Genomic DNA, 15,079 nt, shown 5'->3' on the forward strand with positions numbered 1-15,079 from the left:
CACCAATCCGTCAGCGTGGCAAAGACTATCCGTCGGCGAGTCTCGAGAGCATGGCTGCGATCTCGCGGTCTCGGCCGTCGATCACGTGCTGATAGCGCAGCGCCGCGGTCGGTGTCGAGTGCCCTAGACGGTTCATCAGCTCGGCCAGCGTGGCGCCCGTCGAGGCCGCAAGCACCGCACCGGTATGCCGGAGGTCATGGAACCGGAGGTCGTCACGTCCGGCCGCGGAGCGCGCCGGGTAGTAGTGCCGGTAGAACGTGCTCGGCGCGAGGTAGCCGCCATGATCGGCAGGAAATAGCAGGGACGTCGCGCCGGTGTCCACGTGCTCGGCCAGGTGCGCTTCGATCGTCGGTAGCAGGTGCGGCGGGATCGACACCGAGCGCTCCCCCGCTTCGGATTTCGTGGTGTCTTTCCGGCGTTCGCCGGACACCCGCACCGCGCCCTTGCTGACGTCCAGCTCGCCGGCGATCAGCACACCGTCGGGATCACGGACGAGCACGACGTCGCCGCGGGTGAGCGCGGTCAGCTCGCCGAAGCGCAGCGCGCACCATGCGGCGAGCAACACCATGACCTTGAACCGCTCGGGCATTGCCTCGACGATGGCCGCGAGCTGCTCGAGAGACGCCGGCCGAATCTTCTTGACCCGCTTGGAGTATCCGGCGCCGGTGATGATGCAGGGGTTCGTCGGAATCAGAGAGTTGCGGACGGCCGTGGCCATGATCGTCGACAGCAGGCTGTACGCCTGGGCGGTGTAGGACGGCGTCGCCGATCCTTCGTCAGCGTGCCAACGCTTCACGTCCTCGGCGGTGATCGATCCGACCGGCAGCGCCCCGAACGTCGGGAGCAGGCGGTGGGACAGCAGTGCCTCGTAGTGCTCGCGGGTGCGGGCCTTGAGCGGCCGGCCATTCACCAGGCGGTGCGCGAGCCACTCGGCCGAGTAGTCGGCGAACGTCGTCGACTTCGCCACTGTCGACTCGGGCCGCGGTGGCGACCACAGCTCGCGGTCGATCTCGCGTCGTCGGTCCGTCAGCCATGCCTCGGCGTCGATCTTCGCGGCAAAGGTGGACGGCGCCGCATAGACACGACCGTCTGGGCCGCTGTAGGAGGCTTGGTACCGACCGCTCGGGAGCTTGCGCAACCGGCCGAACGACCGCCGGGTGCGCGCCTTCTGTCGTGCCATAGTGACCTCTCGCGTGCAACATACGTGCAATAAGAACCTACCAAAGGTTCCGCTTGCTTCCGCACCCTTCACGCGATACTGTCTCGAATACCAGCAGCTCAGAGCACTGCGCCGCTGGTCAGGGGCCACACCGCAGATGCACGATGATTCAAGTTCAATCCTTGTATCGCGCACCACGAGAGAAGTCAGCCCCGGTCCCCGACCGGGGCTTTCTCTTGGCCACGCGGGCAGTGCCATCGCTCGTGAGCATGCGGATGTAGCGCAGCTGGTAGCGCATCACCTTGCCAAGGTGAGGGTCGCGGGTTCGAATCCCGTCATCCGCTCGTAGGAAGAAAAGCCCCGGTCCCCGGACCGGGGCTTTTCTGTGACTTGCACGTGCCCAGCGACGGCAAATTCGTGCCATGTGATCCAGATCTCACCATTGGACATTTGACCCGTCCATAGCGTCCCGAACAGGTCGGGACAAGACGAAATGGGTGAGGCAATTGATCAAACGGACCATCGTTACCGGACTGGCGACGGTCGCCGCCGGGGGGTTGGCGCTCTCCATCGCACCCGGTGTCGCGCAGGCAGCCGACAACGGTCAGCGGACAGGTCCTGTCCAGTTCTGGGCCGAGAACCAGGGAAACTGCAAGGTGGAGTTCACCATCAAGAACACCACCAACGTCACGAGCTACACGATCGACTGGCAGATCGACGACGAACCGCTGCGCGACGTCGACTATGCCGACTTCAAGGTCGGACGGACCGGTGGGATGCACACGACGGTCAACGATGCCCCGCGGTGGCCGGACGACATCGCAACCGAAGGTGAGAACACCGAGCAGAACCGGTGGATGGTGAGCAACCGCAGCGTGTCCACAGCCACGTACACCAAAGATCTGAAGAATCTGAGCGACTCCTACAATCCGCCGCTCCCCAATCCGGACGCCGCGACACACACGGTGAAGTACCGGATGGTCCTCGGCCCGCCCGGGAACAACGGTGAAGGCGGGGGCGAATGGATCGGGAACCGTGAGTGGCACACCGTGACCGTGACCGGTTGCGCCGGCTCCGGAGGCGGCTCGCTCGACGGTCTCTTCGGTTCCAGCTGAGTTCATCGCCATGTTCGCGGGGCCGGAATCAGGTGACTTTCGGCCCCGCGATCGGGGCGCCCGACGGTCTTAGTCTGGGAATGTGCCCGCGATCGCGATCCAGGAGCTGACCAAGTCGTTCGACCATGTCAGGGCCCTCGACGCCTTCGACCTGACCGTCACCGAGGGCGAGGTCCACGGATTCCTGGGACCCAACGGCTCCGGCAAGACCACCACCATCCGTGTTCTGCTCGGATTGCTGCGCGCGGATTCGGGCGTCGTCCGCGTCCTGGACCGAGATCCGTGGCGCGACAACGTGAATCTGCACGGCCGCATCGCGTATGTGCCCGGAGAGGTGAATCTGTGGCCGGGCGTGACCGGCGGGGAGGTCATCGATCTCCTGTGCAACCTCCGCGGTGACCGTGACCGGCGTCGTCGTGACGAATTGATCGAGCGATTCGAACTCGACCCGCGGAAGAAGGCCCGGACCTATTCGAAGGGCAACCGGCAGAAGGTCGCCTTGATCGCCGCGCTGGCCTCCGACGCCGAACTGCTCCTGCTCGACGAGCCGACGTCCGGTCTGGATCCGCTCAAGGAGGCCGAGTTCCAGCGGTGCATCGAGGAGGAACGCCGGAACGGTCGCACCGTTCTGCTGTCGAGTCACATCCTGGCCCAGGTCGAGGCGCTCTGCGACCGGGTCACCCTCATCCGGGCCGGGCGGACGGTGGACAGCGGATCACTGTCGGAGCTGCGCCACCTCGGTCGGCTCGAGATCAGTGCCGAGACCGCCCACGATCCCTCGACGCTCGACGCGGTCCCCGGCGTGCACGACCTGATCCGCGACGGACACCGCATCCGCTGCACCGTCGACGCCGCCGCCCTGGACACCGTGGTGCGCGAACTCGCGACCCTGGGTGTCCGCGATCTGACCAGCGCCCCGCCGACGCTGGAGGACATCTTCCTCCGGCACTACGGAACCGGCACCCGGGCGACCGGGGCCTGAGGAGATCCGATGGCGGAGATCGAGATGGTGCAGGTCGCGGAGCGGAACACGGTACGTGGCGCCGGACGGACTGCGGACGCCACCGGGCTCCGAACACTTCTGAAGTTCTACGTTCGGCGCGAACGAGCCGCGCTCGTGGCGTGGATCGGCGGTACCGCCGCCCTAGTGGGATTCCAGGCCGTCGCCAGCCAGAACCTCTACGACACCCCGGCCAAGCTGGCCGCCCTCCGCGAGACCATCGGCGGAAGTCCCGCGGTGATCGCGCTCGGCGGCCCGGAGCAGCTGCTCGCCACCATCGGCGGCGAGGTCGTGTTCGAGATATTCGGCTATGCCGCCATCGTTCTCGGACTCATGTCGATGTTTCTCGTCGGTCGCCACACGCGTACCGACGAGGAGAACGGTCGCGCCGAACTCCTCCGCTCGACGCGGGTCGGCCGCGATGCGCCGGTCGCGACCGCATTGACTCTTGCGGCCGTCGCGAATCTTGCCGCCGGGGTCGCCGTCGTGATCACCGCCGTCGCCACCGGCCTCCCGCTCGGCGGTTCCGTACTCTTCGGCGCGGCACTGGCCGGAGTGGGCCTCACCTTCGCGACACTGACGGCACTGGCCGCGCAGATCTTCGAGAATCCCCGCAGCGTCTACGGTTCGATCACCGCGATGCTCGGGCTGGCGTATGTGCTGCGGGCGATCGGTGATGTCGGCAACGGAGCGATGTCGTGGCTCTCCCCCATCGGCTGGGGTCAGCGCACGTACCCGTACGTCGACGACAGGTGGTGGCCGATCCTGCTTCCACTCGTGGCAGGGACGCTGACCATCGCAGCCGCCGTGGCGGTCTCCGAGCACCGCGATTTCGGCGCCGGGATCTTCGGCAACCGGGCCGGGCGCGCAGAGGCGTCGTGGCTGTTGCATACGACGACGGGTCTGGCGTGGCGTCTACACCGCGGGTCGATCGCCGCCTGGGCGACAGGCGTGTTCGTCCTATCGGCCGCCTACGGCTCGTTCGGCGACGCGATCACCGACTTCATGGAGAACAACCCTCAGATCGCGGAGTTCCTGCCCGGCGGCGCCGAGGACGCCGTGGACGCCTACCTCGCACTCACGCTCACGATCGCCGCCCTGATGTCGGCCGGATACGGGGTGAACAGCGCCTTGCGGGCACGCCGTGAGGAAACCGCCGACCGGGCGGAGTCGCTCGTCGCCGCGAACACCAACCGGCTCTACTGGTTCGGCGGCCACATCACGATGGCACTCGTCGGCAGCGCCGCCGTCCTGGCGGCCGGCGCGGTGGGCGAAGGGCTGGCCTACGGCCTCACCATCGGCGATCCCGGTCAGATCCCACGCCTTCTCGCCGCGGCAGCGGTGTACGTCCCGGCGGTCTGGTTGATCCTCGCGGTCGCCGTGGCCGGCATCGGCTTCGTGCCCCGAGCGGCCGCGATCATCGCCTGGACGTACTTCGCGTACTGCCTGGTCGCCGAGATCCTCGCCGAATCGTTCAACCTGCCCGAATGGACCCGCGCCGCATCACCGTTCCAGCATCTGCCGCAGGCCCCGCTCGACAGTGTGGGGGCGGGAGGCATCCTCGGGGTCACGGCGCTCGCACTGTTTGCCGTGATCCTCGGAGTCGTCGGCTTCGGCAGGCGCGACCTGGGATAGACGCTGCTCCGGTCTCCTACTTACGCAGATCCTTACGGAGGATCTTGCCCGACGCCGACTTCGGGATCGCCTCGATGAACTCCACCGCACGAACCTTCTTGTGCGGGGCCACCTTCGACGCCACGAACTCCATCACCTCGTCGGCGGTCAGCTCGGCCTCGGGCTGCCGCACGACGAACGCCTTCGGGATCTCCTCCCCCGACTCCGCATCGATCACACCGATGACCGCCGAGTCCGCGATCTTCTCGTGCGTCAGGAGCAGGGCCTCCAACTCGGCCGGCGGCACCTGGTAGCCCTTGTACTTGATGAGCTCCTTGAGCCGGTCGACGATGTACACACAGCCCGTCGGATCGACCTGCGCCATGTCACCGGTGTGCAGGAAGCCGTCAGCGTCGATCGTGTCGGCGGTGGCCTGCTCGTTGTTGAGGTAGCCGAGCATCACGTTCGGCCCCTTCACCCACAACTCACCCGGCTCCGAGAGCCCTTCCTGCGGGAGGGGGATGTCCTCTCCGGTGGCCGGGTCGACGATCTTGTTCACGGTGTTCGGCACCGGCCAGCCCGTCGACGACAGCGGCGGATCTTCGAGTCCGAGAAGCGCTTTCGCATCGAACGGGATGATGTGGGACACCGGGGACAACTCGCTCATGCCGTAGCCCTGCAGCATGTGCAGGTCCAGACGCTTGGCGACCGCCTGGCCCAGCTCGTCGTCGAGCGGAGCCGCGCCTGACATCATCGTGTGCAGCGACGACAGGTCGTAGTCGTCCACGATCGGATGCTTCGCCAGGGCGACGGCGACCGGCGGCGCGATGTAGGCCATCGTCACCTTGTGGTCCTGGATGTTCTCCAAGAACTCCACGAGGTCGAACTTGGGCATGACGACCAGCGAGGACCGGTTGAACAGCGCCGCGTTCAGCAACACGGTCATGCCGTAGATGTGGAAGAACGGCAGCACCGCGATCACCACGTCGTCGGCGGTCATGCCCTGCAACGGCTTCAGCTGGGCGACATTGGCGACCAGGTTCCGGTGTGAGAGCGCGACACCCTTCGGATTGCCGGTGGTCCCGGAACTGTAGGGCAACACCGCCACATGGGTGGCCGGGTCGAAGGACACCTGAGGCGCGGGCAATCGGGCGCCGAGCATGTCGGCGGCGTTCGGGTGAGCCGAGGCGTCCTGTCCCTCACCGTCGAGGACGACGAGGCTCGTGTCATCCAGCCCGACCTCGGCGACGGCGGCCTTCGCCTGCGCAGCCATCGGCGAGATCGTGACCAGCATCGTGGCACCGGAATCGCGGAGCTGCTTGGCGATCTCGGGCGCGGTGAACAGCGCGTTGATCGTCGTCGCGGTGGCCCCGGCCCGCAGGATTCCGTGGAAGACCGACGCGAACGCCGGGATGTTGGGCGAGAGGATGCCCACCACGTCGCCCACCCCGATCCCCCGCGACGCCAGCCAGCCGGCGACCGCGTCGATCTGAGTGATCAGCTCTCGATACGACGTCACCGCACCGGACTTCGGGTCCACCAGAGCGGTACGCCCGAGCTCGTCGTCGGCGATCGAACCGAACAGGAATTCGTGGACGCTGACCTCGGGGATCTCGACGTCGGGGAACGGGCTGGTGTAACTCACGACACCTCCACAGGTGAATCGGTCGACCATTGATCGAGGATCTGCGTCAGGTCTGCGGTCGAACTCCCTGACGGCGTGGGCAGTACGGTTCGCGAGAACCGCGGAGCGGGTGCGGGCTGCACGGCGTCATCGACCGTGACGTAGCTGACGCGTTGCTGCGCAACGGGATCGGCGGCCGCCTCGTCGAAGTCGAGCACCGGGGTGAGGCACGCGTCGACGCCGGCGAACTCAGCGGCCCACTCATCACGGGTGCGCGCGGCGAACCGGGCGGCGAGCGCGGCGGAGATGACCGGCCAGTGCGCGCGGTCCCAGCGGTCGGGCAGGTCGGCCAGACCGAGCGTGCCGATCAGGTTGCGCCAGAACTTCTCCTCGAGCGCGCCGACGGCGACGAAGCGGCCGTCCGCACACTCGTAGGTCGCATAGAAGGGGGCGGAACCGTCGAGCAGGTTGCCCTCCGATCGGGACACCCAGCGACCGGCGGCCTTCCACGACCACTGCAGTTGGGCGAGCAGACCGGCACCGTCGACCATCGCGGCGTCGACGACCTGCCCGCGTCCGGTCCGCGACCGGTCGTGCAGCGCGGCCAGTACGCCGACCACGAGCAGCATCGATCCCCCGCCGAAATCACCGGCCAGGGACAGCGGCGGTACGGGTGGTGATCCGGCCGGGCCCATCGCCTCGAGCACGCCGGTCACGGCCAGGTAGTTGATGTCGTGTCCGGCGAGCATCGCGCGGTCGCCGTCCTGACCCCACCCGGTCATGCGGGCGTACACGAGTTGCGTTGCATCGTCACAGATCTCGGGTCCGAGGCCGAGGCGTTCCATGACGCCCGGCCGGAAACCCTCGATGAGGATGTCCGCGCGCCGGATCATCTCGCGGATGCGGTTCAGGTCGGCGGGGTCCTTGAGATCGGCCTCGACGCTGCGCCGGGACCGGTAGAGACCGGCGTCCGCGTCGACGATGCCGTCGGGACCCGGGGTCTCGGGGCCGGGGCGTCGGATCCGGATGACGTCGGCGCCGAGGTCGGCGAGCATCATCGCGGCGTGCGGTGTCGGACCCAGGCCCGGCATCTCGACCACGCGCACGCCGGCGAGCGGACCGCTCACGAACCCGCCTGGTGGTGCAGGACGCCGCGGATCGTGAAATCGACGTAGTCGCTGACCAACTGGTCGACATCGTGCTCGTCGCGCAGCCACCAGCTGATGCCGTTCATCAGGTCGAGCACCGCGATCGCGGACTGATGGGCATCGCGCACCTCGAACACGCCCATGCGGGCGCCCGCCTCGATCACGTCGCGGATGCGCCGCTGGTAGTACTTGCGGTAGTCGGTGACCGCCCGGCGGTGTTCAGGCGTCAAGGCGGACAGCTCCCGCAGCGCCACAAGGTGTTCCACCCGGTACCGCGCGAGCCTCCGGACATGCGCCTCCACCAGGCCGGTGAGGCGCTGGACCGGGCCGCCCTCGCCGTCGAGCACCAGCAGATCCTGCTGCGGGTCCTCGGTCATCCGCAACGCGATGGCGTAGAGGATCTCCTCTTTCGAGTGGAAGTGGTTGTAGAGGCTCGCACCTCGCATGCCGACGGCCTCGGCGATGTCGCGCATCCCCGCGTTCGCGTAACCGTGCTCGGCGAAATACCGTGCGGCGGCCTCCACGATCTCGTCCCGGCGGGTCCGCGGACGCTCTTCCGCCACCGCCGCTTTCGAGACGGCGGCCTCGGCGGCGTCAGCCCTGAGGGGTTCCATGGGCTCTCCTCAACTCACGCTTGAGCAACTTGCCCTGGGCGTCGGTCGGCAGTTCGTCGACGATGTGCACCGCCTTGGGGACCTTGTACGACGCCAGGTCGGTGCGGCAGTACTCGCGGATGTCCTCCGCGGACACCGAGGTACCCGCACGCAGCACGACGAAACCGGTGACGGCCTCGGACCAGTACGGATCGGGCAGGCCGACGACCGCGGCCCGTTCGACGTCGGGATGCGCCTGCAGCACACGCTCGACCTCCTGGGAGGCGACGTTGTATCCGCCGGTCTTGATCATGTCCTTGCGCCGGTCGCGGAAGAACATGTTGCCCTCGTCGTCGATGCGCACGATGTCGCCGGTGTGCACCCAACCGCCTTCGAGGACCTGCGCGGTCTTCTCCGGGTCCTTGTGATAGCCGAGCATGACCGACGGTGTACGACAGAGGAGTTCACCCTCTTCGGCCTCGTTGCCGTCGGCGTCGACCACTCGCACCTCGAGATGGCCCACCGGCTTGCCGATCCACGTCGGGTCCTGTCCGGGCACGTCCTCGAGCCGCTTGAACCACCCGACCGAGCCCAGCTGGGTGAGTTCGGACTGGCCCCAGTAGGTGCCCCACACCGATTCCGGCGTGGCGGTGGCCCATGCGTCGACGGCATGCGGCGACACCTGACCGCCGTAGGTCAGACACCGGCGGACCGTCCCGACGGTGTCGGGTCCGAAGTCGGCGTGGTTGGCGAGGGCGATGAAGAAGGTCGGGGTCTGGGCGAGCACCGAGATCTTCTCGTCGCGGATCATCCGCAGCGACGTCGCCGGGTCGACCGCGGCCGGTAGCACGAGCGTGGCGCCGAGCAGGGTCAGCGAGGTCAGCGATCCGATACCCGCGATCGTGTGGAACGGCATGACGTACAGCCAGACGTCGTCGTTCTGACAACGCAGACCCCAGGTGTACGCGGGTGCGGTGGAGATCAGGTAGTTGCGGTGCGCGATCTCGACACCCTTGGGGGTCGACTCGGTACCGCTGGTGTAGACGATCATCGCCAGATCGTGTTCGTCGACGTCACAGTCGGGTTCGGCGTCGTCGGCCTGCCCGACCAGCTCGTCGAAGGAGTTCCACGAATCCGATCCCGACTCCCCGACGACGAGAACCGAGACGCCGAGGCTGTCGGCGATCGGACCGGCCAGAGGTGCCAGGTCACGTTCGACGACGAGGACCGCGGGCTCGAGATGACCCAGCTGCTGGGCGATCTCCTTCTCGCGGAACATCGGGCTGACACCGGAGTATGCCGCGCCGACCTTCAGCGCGCCGTAGTACGACGCGACGGTCTCGACGCGGTTGCGGCTCATCACCGCGACTCGGTCGCCGCGCCGGACGCCGAGGTCGACGAGGACGTGGGCAACGCGGTTGGCCATGCGATCGAGGTCGCCGTAGCTGGTCGACGTGCGGCCGCCGGCCGCGTCGTAGGCGATGATCGCGGGCTTGTCGCCCTGCGACCGCGAGAGCCTGCGGAGCTGATCACCGATCGTCGCGCGTCCGAGCGGCGACGTCTGGGTTCGGGTGAGCTTGCGGTCGTCCGTCACGGCTGGGGCACTCACGCGAACATCCGATTGTCGAACCGGTCGAGGAAGGCGATCTCCTCGACCGGGCTGCGGGTGAGCTTGCGCGGGAAACCGTTGCGCGGGTAGCCGACCGCGATGTGTGCCGCGGTGATGTACTCGTCCGGGATGCCGAGCAGTTCCTTGACCTCGTTCTCGGCCGCACACAGCAGAGTGGTGAGTGCGGTGGCGACGCCCTGCTGACGCAGCGCAAGGGTCAGGTTCTGCACGCTCGGGTAGATCGACGCGCCGCCGACGACGCTGAGCCGGCCGAGTTCGTGGTCGGTGGGATGCAGCCCTTCCGCCTCGGCGCACACCACGACGAGCGCGGGCACCTTGGCGAGGTGATGGGCGAAGTAGTTGGCGCTCTCGATGGTCTTCGGGACGGCTCCGACCTTCTTGGAGCCCTCGAGGATCGAGTTGTAGTACGGCTCCCAGTAGGGCAGGTAGAGGTCGGCGAGTGCCTTCTTGGTGACGTCATCACGGACGACGACCCAGCGGACCGGCTGGCGGTTTCCGCCTTGCGGACCGAAGCGCGCGTCGTCGAACGCCCGGTAGAACACCTCGTCCTCGACAGGCTTGTCGCTGAAGTAGCGGCATGTGCCCGTGGTGCGCATTGCCTCGCTGAGTTCCATGTCAACCTCCGTGATCACTAACCGTTGTTAGTATGACTGGGGACACAGTTCCATACGAGATAGCGGCAGTCAAGCATCAGAAATCGAGACTTTCCTCCTGTTGACGAAACGGGACTAACAGTGGTTAGTTGCAGCTATGACTTCAGTTTCCACCCGCCCGGCGACGCGTCCGGCCCCCTCGGAGATCCGGACCGCGGTCGACGCGGGCAACATCCCGACGCTGCTCGCCGTGCTGGTGGAGATGACCGGGGATCGCCGCTGGCTGGCCGACCGCTACCGTCCGACCCGTAGCCGCGGCATGGACGACAACTCGACCGGCGGCCTGCCCGCGGACGTGCAGGCCGAGATCCGCGACGCCGTCGTCGACGCCCTCGAGGACTGGTACGAGCAGGGCTCACCGGCACGCGTGCCGGCCGACGAGGAACTCGTCGCCGCACTGATGTCCTTCACAGCCGGCGAACCGGTGGCACCGGAGTTCGCGCCGATGATGAGCGAGATCGTGCGGGGCGACCTGCGCGGCACCCACCTGCCAGCGCTGCCCGACGAGCTCGGCTCAACGATGAACGCCCTGGTCATCGGCGCCGGCGTGGCCGGGATGCTGATCTCCACCCAGCTCGCCGACGCCGGCATCGAGCACACCGTCCTGGAGAAGAACGACGAGGTCGGCGGCTCCTGGTACGAGAACCAGTACCCGGGCGCCGGCGTCGACACCCCGAGCTACCTGTACTCGATCTCGTCGTTCGACCACGACTGGTCCACCCACTTCGGCAAGCGCGACGAGGTCCAGGGCTATCTGCAGGCCTTCGCCGACCGCCACGCGGTGCGCGACCGCGTCCGATTCGGCACCGAGGTCCTCTCCGCGGCCTACGACTCCGCCGCCCAGCAGTGGGTCGTCCGGGTCCGCGACCGGGACGGAAACGAGAGCACCCTCACCTCACGCATCCTGATCAGCGCGGTCGGCATCCTCAACCGGCCCAAGCTCCCCGCGCTCGCCGGCATGGACACCTTCACCGGCAAGATGTTCCACTCCGCCCACTGGCCCACCGAACTCGACGAGCCCGGCGCCCTGGCCGGCAAACGCGTCGCCATCGTCGGCTCCGGTGCGTCGGCGATGCAGATCGGCCCCGCCATCGTCGACAAGGTCGGATCGCTGACGATCTTCCAGCGGTCGCCGCAGTGGATCGCCCCCAACGACGACTACTTCGCGCCGGTCGGCGACAGCGTGCACTGGCTGATGAACAACCTGCCCGGCTACCGGGAGTGGTACCGCGCGCGGCTGTCCTGGATCTTCAACGACAAGGTCCACTCCACCCTGCACGTCGACCCCGAATGGCCCGAACCCACCGCGTCGATCAACGCCGTGAATCACGGTCACCGCGAGTTCTACCTGCGGTACATGCGCAGCGAGCTCGGCGACCGCGACGATCTCGTCGAGCTGTCGACGCCGGACTACCCGCCCTTCGGCAAACGAATGCTGTTGGACAACGGCTGGTTTCGCATGTTGCGGCAGCCCGACGTCGAGCTGGTGGGACACGGCGTGGACTCCGTCACCGAGACCGGTCTCGTCGACAGCACCGGCCGGGCACACGACTTCGACATCATCGTGTTCGCGACCGGCTTCCACAGCGACCGCTACCTGTACCCGATGGACGTCGTCGGTCGCAGCGGCAAGACGACGGTCGAGGCCTGGGGCGATCACGACGCGTACGCCTACCTCGGCATCACTGCGCCGGACTTCCCCAACCTGTTCATCCTCACCGGCCCCAACACCGCACTGGGACACGGGGGCAGCTTCATCAGCATCCTCGAGTACCAGGTGCGCTACGTCTGCGACGCCATCCGCGCCATGATCGAGCGCCGGCTCGGTGCCCTCGAGGTGCGACGCGACGTCACCGACGAGTACAACGACGCCGTCGACCGCGCGCACGCACAGATGGTGTGGACGCATCCCGCGATGACCAACTGGTACCGCAACCCCGACGGTCGGGTCGTGGCGGTGCTGCCGTGGCGGATCGTCGACTACTGGGCCAAGACCCGCCACGTCGATCTCGCCGACTTCCACACCGAACCGATGACGGCCGAACCGCTCGATCCCTGAGAACCGGCGCAGGCACGGCGGGACTACCGTGTCAGGCATGACCCCCGCACCGCTCATCACCCCGAACGAACTGCAGAAGCGCCTCGGCGAGGGACGTCTGCGCATCGTCGACGCGACGGTCCACCTGAGCTTCGACGCCGACGGCGCGCACGTCCGCTCCGGCCGCGACACCTACCTGCAGGGGCACCTGCCCGGTGCGGTGTTCCTCGACCAGATCACCGAGTTGTCCGATCCGAATGGCGAGGCCCCGTTCGCAGCGGCGTCCTCGGAGAACTTCGCCGCGGCGGTCGGCGCGGCCGGGATCGGCAACGACTCGACCGTCGTCGTCTACGACACGGTCAACGGCATCTGGGCGACACGACTGTGGTGGCAGTTCGGCCTCGAGGGCTTCGACGACGTCGTCGTCCTCGACGGCGGGTACAACGCCTGGGTGGCAGCGGGGCTCCCCACCGAGACCGGTGAATCCACCCATCCGGCGGCCACTTTCACCGCACACCGCCGCCCGGAGCGGATCGCGTCGACCGACGAGGTCGTCACGGCGACCGCCGAATCGTCGGTGCTGCTGGTCAATGCCCTCGACCGGGAGTCGTTCGCCGGCGGCCACATCCCGAGCAGCGTCAACGTCCCGTTCGGCGAACTCGTCGACGAGGCGGGCACGCTGAAGCCGCTCGACGAACTGCGCGGACTGTTCGCCGACGCGGGCGCCCTCGACCCGACGGTGCGCCCGGTCACCTACTGCGGCGGCGGGATCGCCGCCACCGCAGCAGCATTTGCGCTGAAGGCACTCGGCCGCGACGATGTCGCGGTGTACGACGGGTCGATGAACGCCTGGACCGCGGACCCGGATCGTCCGCTGTCGTCGGCCGATTCGCGGTCATGACGCCGACTCATCCCGCGGCGACCGTCGAACTCCTCACCGATCCCGACCGGGCGGCGTCGGTGGCCGAAGTCGCCGGCGCGACCTTCCCCCTGGCGTGCCCGCCGCACGCCGCGGCCGAGGACATCGCCCAGTTCATCGCGACCAATCTCGGTGAGAAGAACTTTCGCGGCTACATCGCCGACCCGGACGCCGACGTGCTCGTCGTCCGGGACGGCGATGACGGCCCGGTCATCGGCTATGGACTGGTGCTGCACGGCGATCCGTCGAATCCCGTTGTCGCCGAGATAGTCCCGGAGCGGCCGGCGAGCGAGGTGTCGAAGATGTACGTACTCCCCGACCATCATGCGCGTCCCGGTCTCAGCCCGTCGCGTGCGCTCATGGAAGCGGCGCTCGATCGTGCCCGAGACCGCGGGAGCGTCGTCGTCTGGCTCGGGGTGAACCAGCTCAACGAACGGGCCCAGAAGTTCTACGCCAAAACGGGTTTCACCCGCGCCGGGGTGCGGACCTTCGACCTCGGGGGCAGCGTCGAACACGACTACGTGTTCACACAGAAGCTGTAAGACCTCTCAGGCAGCAGATTCGGCGAACCGCGACAGGGCCAGCAGGCGCGACGTCGCGCGCAGATACTTCTTGCGGTAACCACCGGCGAGCATCTCGTCGGTGAAGATCTCGTCAAGCTTGGCGCCGGACACCGTCACCGGGATGTGCGCGTCGTAGAGGCGGTCGGCGAGCACCACGAGCCGCAGGGCCACCGACTGGTCCTTCGCGGGGTGGACACCGTTGATGCAGACCAGCGAGACGCCGTCGACGAGGTCCTTGTACTTGGACGGATGCAGCGTGCTCAGGTGATCGCACAGTGCATCGAATTCGTCGAGGGTCGCGCCCTCGGTGGAGTCGGCGATGTCGGCCAGCTCGGACTCCGTGCGTGGGTCCGGGGCCGGCGGCAGGTCGCGGTGACGATAGTCGGGGCCGTCGACGCGGATGGTCTCGAACACCGCCGAGAGCTTGCGGATCTCGCGCAGGAAGTCCTGCGCTGCGAAGCGGCCCTCGCCGAGCTGGCCGGGCAGGGTGTTCGAGGTGGCGACCACCGACACACCCTTGGCGGTGAGCTCGGTGAGCAGTCGGGACACCAGCATCGTGTCACCGGGATCGTCGAGTTCGAACTCGTCGATGCAGAGCACCGTGTGCTTCGACAGCCGTTCCACCGCGTTCACGAAGCCGAGCGCACCCACCACGTGGGTGACCTCGACGAAGGTCGCGAACGACTTCGGCTCGGGCATGGAGTGGTAGATCGAGGCGAGGAGGTGGGTCTTGCCGACGCCGAACCCGCCGTCGAGGTACAGCCCGATGCCCTGCGCGGGGGCCTTGCGCGAGAAGAGCCCCTTCTTCCCCGAGCGCGCCTTCGACGCCCGCGCGACGAAGTCGCGCGCTTTCGCGACCGCCTGGGCCTGCGAGGGCTCCTTCGGATCGGGAATGTAGGAGTCGAAACTCACCTCGTCGAAGGTCGACGGAGGCACCATCTCGTCGATGAGTGCGTCCGGCGAGGTCGCAGGGTTGCGATCGCAAAGTCGGGCCGCCATGTGTGGAGAGTAGCCATCCGCGGA

General features: G+C 67.5%; 13 protein-coding genes and 1 tRNA gene. 7 read left to right on the forward strand and 7 right to left on the reverse strand.

Annotated features, from left to right (window positions below; genetic code table 11):
• Positions 1–25 precede the first annotated feature (25 nt).
• Positions 26–1,180, reverse strand: coding sequence for a tyrosine-type recombinase/integrase (locus PWF70_RS13520; RefSeq protein WP_286352645.1), 1,155 nt, complete (start codon positions 1,178–1,180; stop codon positions 26–28).
• A 250-nt stretch (positions 1,181–1,430) separates the two neighbouring features.
• Between PWF70_RS13520 and PWF70_RS13525 the strand changes: the two genes are divergently transcribed.
• The 4 genes from PWF70_RS13525 (at position 1,431) to PWF70_RS13540 (ending at position 4,909) form a co-directional block, all read left to right on the forward strand.
• Positions 1,431–1,503, forward strand: a tRNA-Gly gene (locus PWF70_RS13525).
• A 153-nt stretch (positions 1,504–1,656) separates the two neighbouring features.
• Positions 1,657–2,274: a hypothetical protein gene (locus PWF70_RS13530; RefSeq protein WP_230461798.1), complete on the forward strand. Its 618-nt coding sequence runs from the start codon at positions 1,657–1,659 to the stop codon at positions 2,272–2,274.
• 82 nt (positions 2,275–2,356) lie between these two features.
• A complete protein-coding gene (locus tag PWF70_RS13535) occupies positions 2,357–3,256 on the forward strand; it encodes an ABC transporter ATP-binding protein (RefSeq protein ID WP_155225332.1) in 900 nt (299 codons plus the stop codon).
• Positions 3,257–3,265: 9 nt separating this feature from the next.
• Entirely contained in the window at positions 3,266–4,909 is a 1,644-nt protein-coding gene (locus tag PWF70_RS13540; protein ID WP_155225333.1) for an ABC transporter permease, read from the forward strand.
• A 16-nt stretch (positions 4,910–4,925) separates the two neighbouring features.
• On the opposite strand, the gene PWF70_RS13545 is transcribed toward PWF70_RS13540, so the two are convergent.
• From PWF70_RS13545 to PWF70_RS13565, 5 genes are read right to left on the reverse strand one after another with little or no spacing between them, the layout of a single operon-like run.
• On the reverse strand, positions 4,926–6,533 hold the full coding sequence (locus PWF70_RS13545) for an AMP-binding protein (RefSeq protein ID WP_035751681.1): 1,608 nt from the start codon (positions 6,531–6,533) through the stop codon (positions 4,926–4,928).
• On the reverse strand, positions 6,530–7,639 hold the full coding sequence (locus tag PWF70_RS13550) for a CaiB/BaiF CoA transferase family protein (protein WP_006357303.1): 1,110 nt from the start codon (positions 7,637–7,639) through the stop codon (positions 6,530–6,532). Before PWF70_RS13550 ends, PWF70_RS13545 begins: the two co-directional genes overlap by 4 nt.
• Positions 7,636–8,274, reverse strand: coding sequence for a TetR/AcrR family transcriptional regulator (locus tag PWF70_RS13555; RefSeq protein WP_006357302.1), 639 nt, complete (start codon positions 8,272–8,274; stop codon positions 7,636–7,638). The genes PWF70_RS13550 and PWF70_RS13555 overlap by 4 nt, the downstream gene beginning before the upstream one ends.
• Positions 8,255–9,862, reverse strand: a complete 1,608-nt coding sequence (locus PWF70_RS13560; protein WP_035751413.1) for a class I adenylate-forming enzyme family protein — start codon at positions 9,860–9,862, stop codon at positions 8,255–8,257. Before PWF70_RS13560 ends, PWF70_RS13555 begins: the two co-directional genes overlap by 20 nt.
• A complete protein-coding gene (locus tag PWF70_RS13565) occupies positions 9,859–10,497 on the reverse strand; it encodes a nitroreductase family protein (protein ID WP_042375834.1) in 639 nt (212 codons plus the stop codon). The genes PWF70_RS13560 and PWF70_RS13565 overlap by 4 nt, the downstream gene beginning before the upstream one ends.
• Positions 10,498–10,633: 136 nt before the next feature.
• Between PWF70_RS13565 and PWF70_RS13570 the strand changes: the two genes are divergently transcribed.
• The 3 genes from PWF70_RS13570 to PWF70_RS13580 are packed head-to-tail and all read left to right on the forward strand — an operon-like array spanning position 10,634 to position 14,035.
• A complete protein-coding gene (locus tag PWF70_RS13570) occupies positions 10,634–12,595 on the forward strand; it encodes a flavin-containing monooxygenase (protein WP_042375788.1) in 1,962 nt (653 codons plus the stop codon).
• A gap of 37 nt (positions 12,596–12,632) precedes the next feature.
• Positions 12,633–13,475 (forward strand): sulfurtransferase, encoded by an 843-nt coding sequence (locus tag PWF70_RS13575; RefSeq protein WP_006357298.1) that lies wholly within the window; start codon positions 12,633–12,635, stop codon positions 13,473–13,475.
• Entirely contained in the window at positions 13,472–14,035 is a 564-nt protein-coding gene (locus PWF70_RS13580) for a GNAT family N-acetyltransferase (protein ID WP_006357297.1), read from the forward strand. Before PWF70_RS13575 ends, PWF70_RS13580 begins: the two co-directional genes overlap by 4 nt.
• Positions 14,036–14,041: 6 nt before the next feature.
• On the opposite strand, the gene zapE is transcribed toward PWF70_RS13580, so the two are convergent.
• Positions 14,042–15,055, reverse strand: a complete 1,014-nt coding sequence (zapE, locus tag PWF70_RS13585; RefSeq protein WP_006357296.1) for a cell division protein ZapE — start codon at positions 15,053–15,055, stop codon at positions 14,042–14,044.
• Positions 15,056–15,079 lie beyond the last annotated feature (24 nt).

This window comes from Gordonia sp. Swx-4 (assembly GCF_030316175.1).
Lineage (GTDB): Bacteria > Actinomycetota > Actinomycetes > Mycobacteriales > Mycobacteriaceae > Gordonia > Gordonia alkanivorans.